At 68.1% G+C, this 15615-nt stretch carries 12 protein-coding genes; 7 read left to right on the forward strand and 5 right to left on the reverse strand.

Translation table 11 applies throughout. The annotated features are described in order from the left end of the window. The first annotated feature begins 186 nt into the window (after positions 1–186). Positions 187–474, forward strand: a complete 288-nt coding sequence (locus F3I62_RS04455) for a hypothetical protein (protein WP_160488488.1) — start codon at positions 187–189, stop codon at positions 472–474. Positions 475–513: 39 nt separating this feature from the next. Here the strand turns inward: F3I62_RS04455 and F3I62_RS04460 are convergent, their stop codons facing one another. Both F3I62_RS04460 and F3I62_RS04465 read right to left on the reverse strand, forming a co-directional pair. Next, the gene (locus tag F3I62_RS04460; RefSeq protein ID WP_160488489.1) at positions 514–1149 is read right to left on the reverse strand and encodes a response regulator transcription factor; all 636 of its coding nucleotides are present in this window, start codon (positions 1147–1149) and stop codon (positions 514–516) included. Between the two features lie 19 nt (positions 1150–1168). Beyond that, the gene (locus tag F3I62_RS04465; RefSeq protein ID WP_160488490.1) at positions 1169–3430 is read right to left on the reverse strand and encodes a PAS domain S-box protein; all 2262 of its coding nucleotides are present in this window, start codon (positions 3428–3430) and stop codon (positions 1169–1171) included. Between the two features lie 230 nt (positions 3431–3660). Between F3I62_RS04465 and F3I62_RS04470 the strand changes: the two genes are divergently transcribed. The 6 genes from F3I62_RS04470 to F3I62_RS04495 all read left to right on the forward strand — a co-directional run bounded on the left by F3I62_RS04470 (position 3661) and on the right by F3I62_RS04495 (position 11759). Beyond that, on the forward strand, positions 3661–5283 hold the full coding sequence (locus tag F3I62_RS04470) for an acyl-CoA synthetase (RefSeq protein ID WP_160488491.1): 1623 nt from the start codon (positions 3661–3663) through the stop codon (positions 5281–5283). A gap of 121 nt (positions 5284–5404) precedes the next feature. Next, entirely contained in the window at positions 5405–5731 is a 327-nt protein-coding gene (locus F3I62_RS04475) for a DUF485 domain-containing protein (protein ID WP_160488492.1), read from the forward strand. A gap of 38 nt (positions 5732–5769) precedes the next feature. Beyond that, positions 5770–7407: a cation acetate symporter gene (locus tag F3I62_RS04480; protein ID WP_160489018.1), complete on the forward strand. Its 1638-nt coding sequence runs from the start codon at positions 5770–5772 to the stop codon at positions 7405–7407. Between the two features lie 98 nt (positions 7408–7505). After that, positions 7506–8372 (forward strand): MBL fold metallo-hydrolase, encoded by an 867-nt coding sequence (locus F3I62_RS04485; RefSeq protein ID WP_160488493.1) that lies wholly within the window; start codon positions 7506–7508, stop codon positions 8370–8372. Positions 8373–8449: 77 nt separating this feature from the next. After that, complete coding sequence (locus F3I62_RS04490; RefSeq protein WP_160488494.1) at positions 8450–11023, forward strand: EAL domain-containing protein; 2574 nt, start codon at positions 8450–8452, stop codon at positions 11021–11023. 118 nt (positions 11024–11141) lie between these two features. Continuing rightward, the gene (locus F3I62_RS04495) at positions 11142–11759 is read left to right on the forward strand and encodes a hemolysin III family protein (RefSeq protein ID WP_160488495.1); all 618 of its coding nucleotides are present in this window, start codon (positions 11142–11144) and stop codon (positions 11757–11759) included. Between the two features lie 128 nt (positions 11760–11887). On the opposite strand, the gene ftsH is transcribed toward F3I62_RS04495, so the two are convergent. The 3 genes from ftsH to F3I62_RS04510 form a co-directional block, all read right to left on the reverse strand. Beyond that, positions 11888–13702, reverse strand: coding sequence for an ATP-dependent zinc metalloprotease FtsH (ftsH, locus tag F3I62_RS04500; protein WP_160488496.1), 1815 nt, complete (start codon positions 13700–13702; stop codon positions 11888–11890). Between the two features lie 94 nt (positions 13703–13796). Next, on the reverse strand, positions 13797–14954 hold the full coding sequence (locus tag F3I62_RS04505; RefSeq protein WP_160488497.1) for a phosphatidylserine/phosphatidylglycerophosphate/cardiolipin synthase family protein: 1158 nt from the start codon (positions 14952–14954) through the stop codon (positions 13797–13799). Then, positions 14951–15526 (reverse strand): YceI family protein, encoded by a 576-nt coding sequence (locus tag F3I62_RS04510; RefSeq protein WP_160488498.1) that lies wholly within the window; start codon positions 15524–15526, stop codon positions 14951–14953. Before F3I62_RS04510 ends, F3I62_RS04505 begins: the two co-directional genes overlap by 4 nt. Between the last annotated feature and the right edge of the window lie 89 nt (positions 15527–15615).

Here is a 15615-nt window from a genome sequence, read left to right on the forward strand (position 1 = left end):
TTATGCTTTTTGTCTCGCCTGCCGCCCCGGCTTTGTGCTATTTCTCAGCATGCCATCGCCCCCGGATAACCGGGAGTGCAACGCAGTCGGCCACCATAAAGAACTGCGGCACGGATGGCACCATTGCTAACAGGGGTTGGCGGGCCAAAAGCCTGCCAGACACAGACAAGCCAACCGGGGACCGTCATGAACAGGCTTGTGCTGCTATTGGTTGTGCTGGCGCTTGCCGGCTGTGCCGCGACATCCAAGAGTTACGAGAAGAAGGGCCGCAAGGGCCTGCACATCAACTGCTCCGGGCTCACCTCGAGCTGGGAGAAATGCGAGAAGAAAGCCGCCGACGCCTGTGGCAGCAAGGGCTACAAGGTCCTGGCCAAGGCCGGCAGCGACAGCGGCGAAGACGACCCGGCGGATTTCGTCTTCGGCCTCGACCCGGCCGGTTTCTCCAGCCGCAGCCTGATCGTGCTGTGCAAATAACCCGCCCCCTGAAGACATCGACCCGCTGAAGCTGTGCTGTCAGCGCAGCTTCAGCGGGTCGACCAGGCCGGCGGCGATCAGCATGCCGACCAGGTCGGGCAGGCGCTCGGCCTGCATGCGTTTCATCACCCGCGCCCGGTACAGGTCGACGGTCTTCACGCTGATCTGCAGCTGCTCGGCCACTTCGCGGTTGGTATAGCCACGCACCAGCGGCAACAGCACGTCGCGCTCGCGCGGCGTCAGGCTGTCCAGGCGTGCTTGCAGTTCGGCATGGCCGCTGCTGCCGGAGCGCCGCGCGTCGATGCGGCTCAGCGCCTGCTGCACGCTGTCCAGCAGCAGCTGCTCGTTGTACGGCTTCTCGATGAAATCGTGGGCACCGGCCTTGAACGCGCGCACCACGATCGGCACGTCGGCGTGGCCGCTGACGAAGATCACCGGCAGGTCGAGGCCACGCGCGCGCATCTCCTCCTGCACATTCAGCCCGCCCATGCCCGGCATGCGCACATCCAGCAGCACGCAGGCATTGCGGCTGGCATCGCAGGCGTCGAGAAAGTCCCGGCCATTGGTGAAGGGCACGGCCTTGAGGCCGACCGACTCGAGCAGCCACACCGTCGAATCGAGCATGCCCTGATCGTCATCCACCACGTACACCAGCTGCTCGGCTGCAGTCGGCATGCTGTTACTCCTGATCTGGTTATTGTTCTATGGCCGGCAGGCGACAGCGCATCAGCAGGCCGCCGCCCGCCTCGCGCACACCATCGAGGGAGCCGCCAAAGCCCTCGACTATGCTGCGACTCATCGACAGGCCCAGGCCCAGGCCGTCCGGTTTGCTGGTGTAGAAAGGGGTGAAGATGCGTTCCAGCTCGGCTGCGCCGACCCCCGGCCCCTGGTCGCGCACGCCGATTTCCAGCCGCCCCTCGGCCACCCCGTGCGCCACCAGCTGGATGCTCGATGGCTGCCCCGGATGCGCCTCGCGGTTGGCCTCGATGGCATTGCGCAGCAGGTTGAGCAGCACCTGCTCGAGCAGCACCCGATCGGCGTAGACCGGCGGCAGATTGTCCGGCAACTGCTCGTCGATCGCCACCTGGCTGGCGTCGGCTTCCCAGGCACACAGGCGCACCGCCTCGCGCGCCACCTCGGCCACATCCAGCGCCTGCATGCGCCGCTGGCCCTTGCGCAGGAAGGCACGCAGGCGCTTGATCACCTCCGAGGCATGGTTGGCGTGCTCGGTGATGCGCTCCAGACCCTGGGCCACCCGTTCGGCGGCCTGCGGGTTGCTGCCCAGCGCCTGCAGGTAGCGCTGGCTGGCGCTGGCGTAGTTGACCACCGCCGCCAGCGGCTGGTTGATCTCATGGGCGATGCCCGAGGCCAGCTCGCCGAGGGTGACCAGCCGCGCGGTATGCGCCAGCTCGTCCTGATGGCGGCGCTGCTGGGCCTCGCGCAGCTCGCGCTCGGTCATGTCACGCGCCACCAGCGAGTAGTAGCGCTCGCCACCGGCGGCGCGGTGCGCCAGCAGCACCAGCGACACCGGCACCGAGGCGCCGCCATCGGCCGGGCGCAGGCGCAGGTCGGTGCTCCACACCCCGGCCTGCTCGGCGCTGCGCCAGCCGTCGCGCTGCAGGCGCGCCAGGTCGTCGGCCGCCAGCAGCTCGGCCAGGACCGGCATGCCCTGCTCGGGTGCCAGGCGCAGGGTGCGCCGCGCCGCCGGGTTGAGGTAGGTGACGCGGCCGTCCGGGTCGATGAACAGCACCGGGTCGGTGTTGGCCTCGACCACCTCGGCCAGGCGCCGGCGATTCTCCTCGGCCTGCACCCGCGCGGTGATGTCGCGCGACACGCTGACCACCTCGACCACCGTCCCGGTATAGGTTTCGCGGATGGCCCGGCTGGCCGTCTCGAACCACAGGTAGTGGCCGTCGCGATGGCGAATGCGGTAGGTCATGGTGTGGTAGCCGTCCTGCTCCAGCGCATCGCGGGTGCGTTGCACCAGCTGCGCCAGGTCGCGGGCATGGAACAGGCCCTGGGCCAGTTGCCCGCGCAGTTCCTCCGGCCAGTAGCCGAGCAGCGTCCAGGAGGCCGGCGAGGCATCGAGGAAGCGCCCGTCGGGGGTGTGCCGGGAAATCAGGTCGGTGGTGTTCTCGGTGATCAGCCGGTACAGGCGCCGCGCCTTGGCCGCCTCGCGCTCGGCCAGGACCTGCTCGGTGGCGTCCTGGCAGCGCGCCAGCACGCGCTGCTCCTGCGGGTCGGGGATGAAGGTCCAGACCAGGATGCGCGCGTCGCACTGCGCCTCGACCGCCTCGATGGCGCGGCACTGCTCCAGGCAGGCGCGCACCAGTGCCGCATGGTTGACCGGCAGCAGGCGCAGCACCTGGCTCATCGGCAGGTCGGCGAGCAGCGTCAGCAAGGCCGCATTGAGTTCCAGCGGGCGCGCCTGGGCATCCAGCAGCAGGCTCGGCTGCGGATCGTGGCCGAGCAGCGGCGAGGCGCGCAACAGGCCATTGAGCAGGCCGAGCAGGGTGCTCAGCAGCTCCTGCACCCAGCCCAGCCAGTCCAGGCTCACGCCCTCTGCCACCTCGACCAGCAGCAGCCCGCCCTGCCCCGCGGCCAGGCCCAGTTCGAACACCTGGCCATGGCTGATGGCCGCGCGGCGCAGGCGCCCGGCCAGCCACACATCCAGCTTGCGCACCTGCTCCAGGCTCAGCCGCCCCTCTTGCCCCAGGCGCTCGAACAGCGCCCGGTCGCTGGCCAGCGACGGGTCACCCTGGCCAGGCGGCAGGTGCTGGCCGCTGCCCTCGTGGGCATAGATGCCGGCGGCCTCCTGCCAGCTCAGGTAGAACGCCTGGCGCACCTCCGCGCAGCCGCGCAGCACGCGGCACAGCGCATCGGCGCGGGCACTCAGCGGCACGTCTTCGCGCTGCAGGCGCAACCAGGTGTGGAGTCGAAGCGGAATGCGGGACATCGGCCGTCCTGTAGTGGGGAATCGGGCTAGCTTATATGCAGCCTTACGCAGTGGCTGTAGGCATTCAGTCTTATGTCGAGCAGGTATAGTACAAATACTATAATACTCAGGTAGTACTTCCATATATGACTTAGATTCCTATATAAAACACTCCGAATCATCTACTGCCCTTGCCGTATGAATAAGCCTGGGCAGCATCAGAGCTAACAATCAGCCACCGGGTGCCTAGCATGTCGATCTTTGAACAGGGTCTTGCCCCTGCCGCCGTGAACCACATCGCCCTCAGCCCGCTCAGCTTCATCGAGCGCACGGCCAGCGTTTACCCGCACTACCCGGCCGTGGTCCACGGCTCGATCCGCCGCACCTGGGCGCAGACCTACGCGCGCTGCCGGCGCCTGGCCTCGGCCCTGGCCGGCCGCGGCATCGGCAAGGGCGACACGGTGGCGGTGATGCTGCCGAACATCCCGCAGATGCTCGAGGCGCATTTCGGCGTGCCGATGATCGGCGCCGTGCTCAACACCCTCAACGTGCGCCTGGATGCCGAGGCGATCGCCTTCATGCTGCAGCACGGCGAAGCCAAGGTGCTGATCACCGACCGCGAGTTCCATGACGTGATCCACGCCGCCGTCGGCATGCTCGACCACCCGCCGCTGGTGATCGACGTGGATGACCCGGAATACGGCGAAGGCCAGGCGGTCAGCAGCCTCGACTACGAGGCCTTCCTCGCCGAGGGCGACCCCGAGTTCGCCTGGCAGTGGCCGGACGACGAGTGGCAGGCGATCAGCCTCAACTACACCTCCGGCACCACCGGCAACCCCAAGGGCGTGGTCTACCACCACCGCGGCGCCTACCTGAACGCGCTGGGCAACCAGATGACCTGGGCCATGGGCAACCACCCGGTGTACCTGTGGACCCTGCCGATGTTCCACTGCAACGGCTGGTGCTACCCCTGGACCATCACCGCCCTGGCCGGCGTGCACGTGTTCCTGCGCCGCGTCGACCCGGCGAAGATCCTCACCCTGATCCGCGACGAGCAGGTCAGCCACATGTGCGGTGCACCGATCGTGCTCAATGCCCTGGTCAACATGCCGGACGAGGCCAAGGCGGCCATCGATCACCCGGTCAAGGCCATGGTCGCCGGTGCTGCACCGCCGGCCAAGGTGATCGGCGCGGTCGAGGAAATGGGCATCCACGTCACCCACGTCTACGGCCTCACCGAAGTCTACGGCCCGGTCACCCTGTGCGCCTGGCATGCCGAGTGGGATGAACTGCCGCTGGACGAACGCGCCGTGATCAAGGCGCGCCAGGGCGTGCGCTACCCGACCCTGGAAGGGGTGATGGTGGCCGATCCGAAGACCCTGGAACCGACCCCGCGCGACGGCGAGACCATCGGCGAGATCTTCATGCGCGGCAACACCGTGATGAAGGGCTACCTGAAGAACCCCACCGCCACCGCCGAGGCCTTCGAGGGCGGCTGGTTCCACACCGGCGACCTGGCCGTGTGCCACCCGGACGGCTACGTGGAGATCCGCGACCGGCTCAAGGACATCATCATTTCCGGCGGCGAGAACATCTCCACCATCGAGGTCGAAGGCGTGCTGTATCGCCACCCCGGCGTCCTGGAGGCCGCGGTGGTGGCCCGCCCGGACGAGAAGTGGGGCGAGACGCCGTGCGCCTTCATCACCCTCAAGGCCGACCACCAGGGCGTGCGCGAGACGGACATCATCGGCTTCTGCCGCGAGCACCTGGCCGGCTTCAAGGTGCCGCGCACCGTGGTCTTCACCCAGCTGCCGAAGACCAGCACCGGCAAGATCCAGAAGTTCGTCCTGCGCGACATGGCCAAGGCCCTGTAAGCACACACCGACTCCCGAGCACCACCCCCGGTGACAGGCCCGCGCCTGTCGCCAGGGCGCCCTGCGGCCGGCAAACGCCGCCCGGGGCCATCCGGCCACAACAAAAACAAGGAGCCCCACCATGTCCCCCGCTGACTTGAGTCATGCACAGAGTTGCGAGCGCATCCGCGCCAACCCGAAATTCCAGCAGCTGGTGCGCAGCCGTTCGCGCCTGGCCTGGGGCCTGAGCGCCAGCGTGCTCGGCGCCTACTACCTGTTCATGCTGGTCGTCGCCTTCGCCCCCCAGTGGCTGCACGCCCCGCTCGGCGAAGGGCGCCAGCTGACCGTCGGCATCCCGGTGGCGGCGGCGATCATCGTGCTGTCCTGGCTGCTCACCGGCTGGTACGTGCGCAGCGCCAACAGCAAATTCGACGCCCTCGGCGCCCAACTGCTGGAGGAACTGCAATGAACCTGCGCAACCTGCACTGGACCCTGGCCTGGGCGGTGATGATGATCGCCCTGGTCCCCGCCGACGTGTTCGCCGCGCCGACCATAGTCGCGGAAAAACAGCCGATGAACCTGCACGCCATCGGCATGTTCTTCGTCTTCGTCCTCGGCACCCTGATGATCACCTGGTGGGCCGCGCGGCAGACCAAGTCGACCGCCGACTTCTACACCGCCGGCGGCGGCATCAGCGGCTTCCAGAACGGCCTGGCGATCGCCGGCGACTACATGTCCGCCGCCACCCTGCTCGGCCTCTCCAGCCTGGTGTTCGCCAAGGGCTATGACGGCTTCGTCTACACCGTGGCGTTCTTCGTCGGCTGGCCGCTGATCACCTTCCTGATGGCCGAGCGCCTGCGCAACCTGGGCAAGTACACCTTCGCCGACATCGTCTCCTACCGCCTCGACCAGACGCAGATCCGCACCTTCGCCGCCTTCGGATCGCTGACCGTGGTGTGCTGCTACCTGGTGGTGCAGATGGTCGGCGCCGGCCAGCTGATCAAGCTGCTGTTCGGCCTCGACTACTCCACCGCGGTGATGGTGGTCGGCGCGCTGATGCTGGTCTACGTGATCTTCGGCGGCATGATCGCCACCACCTGGGTGCAGATCATCAAGGCCGTGCTGCTGCTCGCCGGCGGCACCACCCTGGCCGGCCTGGCCCTGGCCGAGTTCGGCTTCAGCCTGGACACCCTAGCCAGCCAGGCGGTCGACGCACACGCCATCGGCATCGCCATCATGGGTCCGGGCAGCATGCTGGCCGACCCGATCAACGCCGCCTCGATGTCGCTCGGCCTGGTGTTCGGCATCGCCGGCCTGCCGCACATCCTGATGCGTTTCTTCACCGTGCCCAACGCCAAGGAAGCGCGCAAGTCGGTGTTCTACGCCACCGGCTTCATCGGCTTCTTCTTCCTGGTGGTGATGGTGCTGGGCTTCGCCGCCATCGTCATCGTCGGCAAGGACCCGCAGTTCTTCGTCGGCGGCGACACCAAGGGCGCGCTGATCGGCGGCGGCAACATGGTCGCCATGCACCTGGCCAAGGCCGTGGGCGGCAACCTGTTCCTCGGCTTCCTCTCCGCCGTGGCCTTCGCCACCATCCTCGCGGTGGTCTCCGGCCTGGCCCTGGCCGGCGCCTCGGCGATTTCCCACGACCTGTACGCCACCGTGCTAAAGAAGGGCACGGCCAGCGAGCAGGACGAGATGCGCGTGACCCGCATCGCCACCGTCGGCCTGGGCATCGTCGCCATCCTGCTGGGCATCCTGTTCGAGAAGATGAACGTGGCCTTCCTGGTCGGCCTGACCTTCGGCGTGGCCGCCTCGACCAACTTCCCGGTGCTGATCATGGCCATGTACTGGAAGGGCCTGACCACCCGTGGCGCCCTGCTCGGCGGCTTCGTCGGCCTGATCAGCGCACTGCTGCTGGTGATCCTCTCGCCGGCCGTGTGGGTCACCGTGCTCGGCCATGCCCAGGCGATCTTCCCCTACGACCACCCGGCGCTGTTCTCCATGCCGCTGGCCTTCCTGGTCATCGTCGTGGTCTCCACGCTGGACCGCAGCGCCCGCGCGATGGGCGAACGCGCCGCCTTCGACGACCAGTTCGTCCGCGCGCAGACCGGCCTGGGCGCCGCCGCGGCCTCCAGCCACTAAGCACCTGTTTGAGCGTTGGCACGGCGTCCTCCCGCGAGGCGCCGTGCTTTTTTATGACGGGCTCGTGTCCATCACGCGCCCCCTGACAGGACACCCGCATGCGCACCCTCACCACCCTGCGCGGCAACAGCCAGAAACTCGATGGCGGCGCCATGTTCGGCAATGCGCCCAAGGCCCTCTGGCAACGCTGGATGCCGGCCGACGAGCAGAACCGCATCGACCTCGGCTGCCGCGCCCTGCTGGTCCAGGAACCGGGCCGCAACATCCTGATCGAGACCGGCATCGGCGCCTTCTTCAGCCCCGGGCTGAAGCAGCGCTTCGGCGTGCAGGAGGAGCGCCACGTGCTGCTCGACAGCCTGGCCGAGGTCGGCCTGAGCGATGCCGATATCGATATCGTGCTGCTCACCCACCTGCACTTCGACCATGCCGGCGGCCTGCTCGCCGCCTGGGCGGACGGGCAGCCGGCACGCCTGCTGTTTCCCAACGCGCAGTACCTCACCGGGCGGCGCCAGTGGCAACGCGCCCGCAACCCGCACCCGCGCGACCGCGCCTCGTTCATCCCCGAACTGCTCGACCTGCTGGAAGCCAGCGGGCGCCTGCAGCTGCTCGACCAGCAGGGCCTGTCGCCGCTGCTCGGCGCCGACTGGCACCTGCACTGGAGCGACGGCCATACCCCCGGCCAGCTGCTGCCGGAAGTGGCCATGGCCGACGGCCCGGTGGTGTTCGCCGGCGACCTGGTGCCCGGCGCGCCCTGGGTGCACCTGCCGCTGACCATGGGCTACGACCGCTTCCCCGAAGGCCTGATCGAGGAAAAGGAACGCCTGCTCGACAGCCTGCTGGCCCGCGGCGGGCGCCTGGTGTTCACCCACGACCCACGGATCGCCATGGGCCGCGTGGTACGCGACGACAGCCAGCGCTATGGCCTGAGCGAGACCCACCCGGCATTGTGCCAACTGGCCAGATGAGCACATGAGCGCAAGCCAAACGCAGGGTTTTCACCTAAGGTTGCAACTACCTGCAACGGATCGAAGACCACCTGTCCATGCCACTGCGCCCCTGGTCTGCCCTGCTGTTGTGTGCCGCCGCGTTGGCTCCGCCCAGTCAAGCGGAGCACCAGCCTCTGCGCGTAGGCGTCTACGCCAACGAACCGAAACTGCTGCTGGACAGCGACAACCAGCTGTCCGGCATCTTCGGCGAACTGCTGCGCGAAATCGCCCAGCGCGAAGGCTGGGAGCTGCAGGCGGTGCCCTGCGAATGGCAGCAATGCCTGGAACTGACCCGCGACGGGCGCATCGACCTGCTGCCGGATACGGCCTGGAACGAAGAGCGGGCCCGCTACCTGGACTTCCACCAGTTGCCGGCGCTGTTCAGCTGGTCGCAGATCTACAGCCAGTCGGCGCTGCGCCTGAACTCGCTGCTCGACCTCAACGGCCGGCGCATTGCCGTGCTGGCCGGCTCGGTACAGGAAGAGCACCTCAAGGCACTGCTGCTCAGCTTCGGCCAGCAGGCCCAACTGCTGCCCGTGCAGAGCCTGGACCAGGGCTTCGAGCTGGTCAGCACGGGTGAAGCCGACGCGGCCGTGGCCAACCAGCGCTTCGGCGATTACCACGCAGACCAGTACGGCCTGATCAGTACCCCGATCATGTTCCAGCCGGCCCGACTGTTCTACGCCACCGGCAAGGGCCGCCACGCGCCGCTGCTGACAGCCATCGACCGCCACCTCAAGGCGTGGCAGGAGCAACCCGACTCCCTCTACTACCAGATCATCCAGCGCTGGGGCGGCAAGCCCCCGCAACTGCGGGTCCCCACCAGCCTGTGGTGGGGCCTGGCCACACTCGCTGCGCTGTTCCTCCTCGCCCTGGCTGGTGCGCTGCTGCTGCGGCGCCGGGTAGCAGAACAGACGCGTCATCTGAGCGCCAGCGAGCTGCGCCTAAACACCATCCTCGACAGTGTCGAGGCCTTCATCTACATCAAGGATCCCAAGCTGCGCTACCAGTACGCCAACCGCAAGGTCTGCGAACTGTTCGGCCGCTCGCGCGAAGAGGTGCTGGGCCATACCGACAGCGCCTTCTTCGACGCCAGCACCGTGGACAACCTGCGCCGCAATGACCTGCGCGTACTGCAGCAGGGCGAGCGGGTGCAGATCGAGGAGGTCAACCGCAACCTCGCCGACGACAGCGAGCATGCCTACCTGACGGTCAAGCTGCCGCTGCGTCGCCCGGACGGCACCATCTATGCCCTGTGCGGTATTTCCACCGATATCACCGAGCACAAGAAGAACCTGGAACAGATCCACCAGCTGGCCTTCTTCGACCCGCTGACCGGCCTGCCCAATCGCCGCCTGCTGCAGGACCGCCTGCAGCATGCCCTCGCCCACCACGCCCGCAGCGGCGAGGAAGGCGCCCTGCTGTTCATCGACCTGGATAACTTCAAGACCCTCAACGACACCCTCGGCCATGCCCTCGGCGACCAGCTGCTGCAGCAGGTGGCCCTGCGCCTGCGCCGCCTGCTGCGCGAGGAAGACAGCCTGGCGCGCCTGGGCGGCGACGAGTTCGTGCTGATGCTCGAACGCCTGTCCAGCAACGCGGCCCAGGCTTTGAGCGAGATCGAAATCGTCGGTAAGAAGCTGCTCGACAGCCTGGCCGAACCCTACGACCTCAACGGCCATGAACACCGCAGCACCGCCAGCATCGGCGTGGCGCTGTTTTCCGATGCCCACAGCACGGTCGAGGAACTGCTCAAGCGCGCCGATCTGGCCATGTACGAGGCCAAGGCAGCCGGGCGCAATGCCGTGCGCTTCTTCAACCCGCAGATGCAGACTGCCGCGATGGCGCGCACTCGCCTGGAAAACGACCTGCGCCACAGCATCGGCGAACAGCATTTCCTGCTGCACTACCAGCCCCAGGTCGACCAGCAGGGCCACCTGATCGGCGCCGAAGCCCTGGTGCGCTGGCAGCATCCCCAGCATGGGCTGATCCCCCCCGGCGAATTCATCCCGCTGGCCGAGAGCACCGACCTGATCCTGCCGCTGGGGCGCTGGATCCTCCAGGCAGCCTGCGAACAGCTGGTGGCCTGGAGCCAGGATGACGAACTGGCCGAGTTGCCACTGGCGGTCAACGTCAGTGCGCGGCAACTGCACCATGCCGATTTCGTCAGCGACGTGCTGGCGATCCTGGAGCAGACCGGGGCCAACCCGGCACGCCTGGAGCTGGAACTGACCGAAAGCCACCTGGCCAACGACATCGAGGAAATGATCCAGCGCATGCAACAGCTGCAGGCCCATGGCGTGCGCTTCTCGCTGGACGACTTCGGCACCGGCTACTCCTCGCTCGGCTACCTCAAGCGCCTGCCGCTGACGCGCCTGAAGATCGACCGCTGCTTCGTCCGCGACCTGCTCAGCGACCCCAACGACGCCTCCATCGTTCGCGCCATCGTGGCCCTGGCGCAGAGCCTGGACCTGCAAGTGCTCGCCGAAGGCGTGGAAACCGTGGAACAGCGCGATGCCTTGCAACAGATCGGCTGCAACCTTTACCAGGGCTACCTGGTCGCCAAGCCCGGCCCGGCTGTCGACCTGCAAGGCTGGGTGGCCACCACCAGGCAGGCCTGCAACCCCTAACAGGCCGACGCGCCGGCTTCCCGAGCATTCGGAGTACAAGCGTTCACTTTAATTCCGTATAGTGGCGCCGGCCGGCCAAGTCCGCCAGCTCACAGTCATCGCGGTTCGAGGTCGCAGCATGTACCACGGGGAAAGATTCAACGCCTGGACGCACCTGATCGGAGCCCTGCTGGCCTGCATCGGCGCCATCTGGCTGCTGGTGGTGGCCGGCCTCGACGGCGATCCGTGGAAGATCGTCAGCGTGGCCATCTACGGCCTGGCCCTGGTGCTGCTGTACAGCATCTCCACCCTGTACCACAGCCTGCGCGGCCGGGCCAAAGTGGTGATGCGCAAGCTCGACCACCTGTCCATCTACCTGCTGATCGCCGGCAGCTACACCCCGTTCTGCCTGGTCACCCTGCACGGCACCTGGGGCTGGAGCCTGTTCGGCGTCGTCTGGGGCCTGGGCCTGCTCGGCATGCTGCAGGAGATCAAGCCGCGCTCCGAGGCCCGCGTGCTGTCGCTGGTGATCTACGCGGTGATGGGCTGGATCGTGCTGGTGGCCATCGAGCCGCTGCTGGCCGCCCTCGGTCGCGACGGCTTCATCTGGCTGGTCAGCGGCGGCGTGCTGTACACGGTCGGCATCGTCTTCTTCGCCTACGACAGCCGCTTCCGCCACTGGCACGGCATCTGGCACCTGTTCGTCATGGCCGGCAGCCTGCTGCACTACGTGGCGATCCTGCGCTACGTGCTCTGAAAGCCTGGGAGGCTGTTCACACGCGGCTCCAGCCGCGGCAAACGCTTGCGTAGGGTGCGCCGCGCGCACCTAAGGCCCGTGCGAGGTGGTGCGCACGGCGCACCCTACGGGAGATAGCGAACAGCCTGCTAGCCCGCCGGCGCCTCGCACAGGGCCTGCAAGGCCTTGGCATCCAGGGTTTCCTCCGCCAGCAGGCGCTGCGCGCAGCGTTCGAGCAGCGCGCGGCGCTCCTGCAGCAGGGCCAGGCTGCGGGCAAAGGCGGCGGCGATCAGCGCCTGGACTTCCTCGTCGATCGCCGTGGCGGTGCTCTCGGCATAGTCGTGCTGGGGCTTCCAGCCCGGCAGGCCCTCGCCGAGGAAGGTGTGCGGGTCGCGCTCCAGGGTCATGTGGCCGAGGCGCTCGCTCATGCCGTAGCGGGTGACCATGGCGCGGGCGATGTCGGTGACCTTGGCCAGGTCGTCCGCCGCGCCGGTGGAAAGCTGGGCGAACACCAGCCACTCGGCGGCGCGCCCGCCAAGCAGCATGGCCATCTTGTTTTCCAGCTCCGGGCGGCTCATCAGGAAGCGGTCCTCAATCGGCCGCTGGATGGTGTAGCCCAGCGCGCCCATGCCGCGCGGGATGATCGACACCTTGTGCACCGGGTCCGCGCCGGGCAGCGCCATGGCCACCAGGGCGTGGCCCATCTCGTGGTAGGCCACCACCTCGCGCTCGCGCGGGTTGAGCAGGCGGTTGCGCTTCTCCAGGCCGGCGACGATGCGCTCGATGGCGGCGGTGAAGTCCTGCATGTTGACCGCCTCGGCATTGCGCCGGGTGGCCAGCAGGGTCGCCTCGTTGACCAGGTTGGCCAGGTCGGCGCCGGTGAAGCCCGGGGTCAGCGCGGCGATTTCCTGCGGGTCGACATCGCGGCCCAGGTGCGCCTTCTTCAGGTGCACGCCGAGGATCTGCACGCGGCCGAGCTTGTCCGGCCGGTCGACCAGTACCTGGCGGTCGAAGCGCCCGGCGCGCAGCAGCGCCGGGTCGAGGATTTCCGGACGGTTGGTGGCCGCCAGCAGGACCAGGCCGCTGGAGGTGTCGAAGCCGTCCAGCTCGGCCAGCAGCTGGTTGAGGGTCTGCTCCTTCTCGTCGTGCCCGCCGCCCAGCGGGCCGATGCCGCGGGCGCGACCGAGGGCGTCCAGCTCGTCGATGAAGATGATCGCCGGCGCCTTGCTGCGCGCCTGCTCGAACAGGTCGCGCACGCGTGCCGCGCCGACGCCGACGAACAGCTCGACGAACTCCGAGCCGGAGATGGAAAAGAACGGCACCTGCGCCTCGCCCGCCACCGCCTTGGCCAGCAGGGTCTTGCCGGTGCCGGGCGGGCCGACCAGGAGGATGCCGCGCGGCATGCGCCCACCGAGGCGACCATAGGCCTGCGGGTCCTTGAGGAAGTCGACGATCTCCTTGAGTTCGGCCTTGGCCTCGTCGACCCCGGCAACATCGGCGAAGGTCACCTTCATCTCGGTCTCGACATAGACCCGCGCGCGGCTCTTGCCGATCTGCAGCATGCCGCCACCGATGCCGCCGCCCATGCGCTTGAGCAGGAACAGCCAGATGGCGAAGAACATCAGCGCCGGCAGGATCCACGACAGCAGGTCGCGCAGCAGGGTGCTCTCGATCTTGCCGGCATAGCGCACCGGGTACTGCTGCAGGTGCTCGGCCAGGGCCGGGTCGATGCGGTTGGCGACGAAGCGCTGGCTGCCATCGGCACGCGGTTCCTTGAACAGGCCCTCGATGCGCCGCTCGGAAATTGCCAGCTCGGCGATGCGCTCCTCGCGCAGGTACTGCTCGAACTCGCTGTAGCTGATCTGCGCCACCGGCTGCTGCAGGGCCAGCAGGTACTGGATGGCCATGAACACCAGCACGGCGATGACCCAGTAGCTGATATGGAACGGTGCCTGCTCCCTCATGGAATGTCCTCGTGCGCCCAGCCGACGATCAGGGCCGCGGCAGCGGCCCCCTCCCTTCACCATAGCCAACGCGGCGCATTGCGCAGGCCGCGGCCTAGCGGCGGCGGTCCAGCAGGTTCACCACCAGGCGGTCCAGCCAGCCCCACAGGCGCTGGCGCAGGCGGCTGCTCCAGGGCTGGCTCCGCCAGTCGTCGAGGCTGATCTCGCGGCTGGCGGCGAAGTCGGCGACGAAGCAGTCGGCCACCTCGGCGCTGAACTGCGGGTCGAGCGCCTCGAGGTTGGCGTCTAGGTTGAAGCGCAGGTTCCAGTGGTCGAAGTTGCAGGAACCGACGCTGACCCAATCGTCGACGCGCACCATCTTCAGGTGCAGGAAGCGCGGCTGGTATTCGTAGATGCGCACGCCGGCCTTGAGCAGCCTGGGGTAGTAGCGCTGGCCGGCGTAGCGGATCGGCGGGTGGTCGGTGTTGCGCCCGGTGAGCAGCAGGCGCACCTCCACGCCGCGCTGGGCCGCCTTGATCAGGGTGCGGCGCACCCTCCAGCTGGGCAGGAAATACGGGGTGGCCAGCCACACCTGGCGCTTGGCCCGGTTCACGTTGCGCAGCAGCGAGTGGACGATGTCCAGGTGCTGGCGGGCGTTGGCATAGGCCACCCGGCCCATGCCCTGGCCCACCGCCGGGCTGGGCGGCAGGTGGCTGAGCCCGGCGCTGGGCACCGGCCGCCAGGGCAACTGGCCGGCGCAGGCCTGCCACTGGTAGTCGAACAGGAACAGCCAGTGCGCCACCAGCGGCCCCTCGATGCGCACCATCACCTCGTGCCAGGCGCTCTCGCCGACCTGCGGGTTCCAGAAGGCATCGGTGGCGCCGGTGCCGCCGACGAAGGCGCAGGCCTCGTCCACCACCAGGATCTTGCGGTGGTCGCGGTACAGGTTGCGCACCCCGCGGCGCCAGCGCAGCGGGTTGTACAGGCGCAGCTGCACGCCGGCCGCGCTCAGGCGCTGGCGCAGCGCGGCGCCCAGGCCCAGGCAGCCGAAGTCGTCGAACAGGCAGTGCACCGCCACGTCGCGCTGCGCCGCCGCCACCAGCGCGGCGACCAGCGCCTCGCTGCAGCGCCCGTCCTCGGCCAGGTACAGCTCCAGCACCACGCGCTGGCGGGCGCCGGCGATGGCGGCGAGCATGGCGGGAAAGAAGGCCGGGCCATCGACCAGCAGGTTGAAGCGGTTGCCGGCTTTCCAGGGAAAGATGGTGCCCGTCATCGCGCGGTGAAAATCATCACGGCGCCGACCGGTACCGCCAGGCTGATGGTCGAGAGCCGGGCCGCCTGGCGCAAGGCCTCGACGCCATCGCCCAGGCCGAACTCGTCGGCATGCAGGACCAGCGGCGCCAGGGTCACCACCTGGAAGCGCCGGTCGTCCAGGCGGGTGGCCAGCAGCTCGGCCATGTAGCCGTGCTTGCGCCCGCGGATCTCCACCTGGATCGGCAGGCGCAGTTCGAGCTGGGCGCCCGGCGCCAGGTCGGTGATCAGGCCCAGGTCGAGCTGGGCCATGACCTTGGCCTCGGGAAAGCTGCCGACGTCGAACAGCAGGCTGCGCAGGCGTTCGTCGCGCAGCGGGATGCCGGTACTCACCGAATCCAGCTCGATGCGCAGGCGCGCCGCGCCCTGGCCGTCGACCTGGCCGTGCAGGGTGAGGAAGCGGTGTACTTCGGAGAGATTGCCGGCCTTGGTGGAAATGAACGACAGGCGCGAGGACTCGTTGTCCAGGTACCAGTCGGCATGCGCCGGCAGGGTCAGGCAGGTGGCGAGCAGAACAGCGTGGAACTTGGACATGGGCTGACTTGGCTTGGCGATTTGAGCGCAACGATAGCCGGCCGCACCGGCCTTGCAAACCCGTATGCGGGTTTGCGCCCATGCCGGGT

This window comes from Pseudomonas sp. R-28-1W-6, from assembly GCF_009799925.1.
Lineage (GTDB): Bacteria > Pseudomonadota > Gammaproteobacteria > Pseudomonadales > Pseudomonadaceae > Aquipseudomonas.

Bases quoted from the DNA above. Each gene is read 5' to 3' on its own strand.
- F3I62_RS04455 (WP_160488488.1), top strand. From the start codon at position 187: ATGAACAGGCTTGTGCTGCTATTGGTTGTGCTGGCGCTTGCCGGCTGT.
- F3I62_RS04460 (WP_160488489.1), bottom strand. From the start codon at position 1,149: ATGCCGACTGCAGCCGAGCAGCTGGTGTACGTGGTGGATGACGATCAG.
- F3I62_RS04465 (WP_160488490.1), bottom strand. From the start codon at position 3,430: ATGTCCCGCATTCCGCTTCGACTCCACACCTGGTTGCGCCTGCAGCGC.
- F3I62_RS04470 (WP_160488491.1), top strand. From the start codon at position 3,661: ATGTCGATCTTTGAACAGGGTCTTGCCCCTGCCGCCGTGAACCACATC.
- F3I62_RS04475 (WP_160488492.1), top strand. From the start codon at position 5,405: ATGTCCCCCGCTGACTTGAGTCATGCACAGAGTTGCGAGCGCATCCGC.
- F3I62_RS04480 (WP_160489018.1), top strand. From the start codon at position 5,770: ATGATGATCGCCCTGGTCCCCGCCGACGTGTTCGCCGCGCCGACCATA.
- F3I62_RS04485 (WP_160488493.1), top strand. From the start codon at position 7,506: ATGCGCACCCTCACCACCCTGCGCGGCAACAGCCAGAAACTCGATGGC.
- F3I62_RS04490 (WP_160488494.1), top strand. From the start codon at position 8,450: ATGCCACTGCGCCCCTGGTCTGCCCTGCTGTTGTGTGCCGCCGCGTTG.
- F3I62_RS04495 (WP_160488495.1), top strand. From the start codon at position 11,142: ATGTACCACGGGGAAAGATTCAACGCCTGGACGCACCTGATCGGAGCC.
- ftsH (WP_160488496.1), bottom strand. From the start codon at position 13,702: ATGAGGGAGCAGGCACCGTTCCATATCAGCTACTGGGTCATCGCCGTG.
- F3I62_RS04505 (WP_160488497.1), bottom strand. From the start codon at position 14,954: ATGACGGGCACCATCTTTCCCTGGAAAGCCGGCAACCGCTTCAACCTG.
- F3I62_RS04510 (WP_160488498.1), bottom strand. From the start codon at position 15,526: ATGTCCAAGTTCCACGCTGTTCTGCTCGCCACCTGCCTGACCCTGCCG.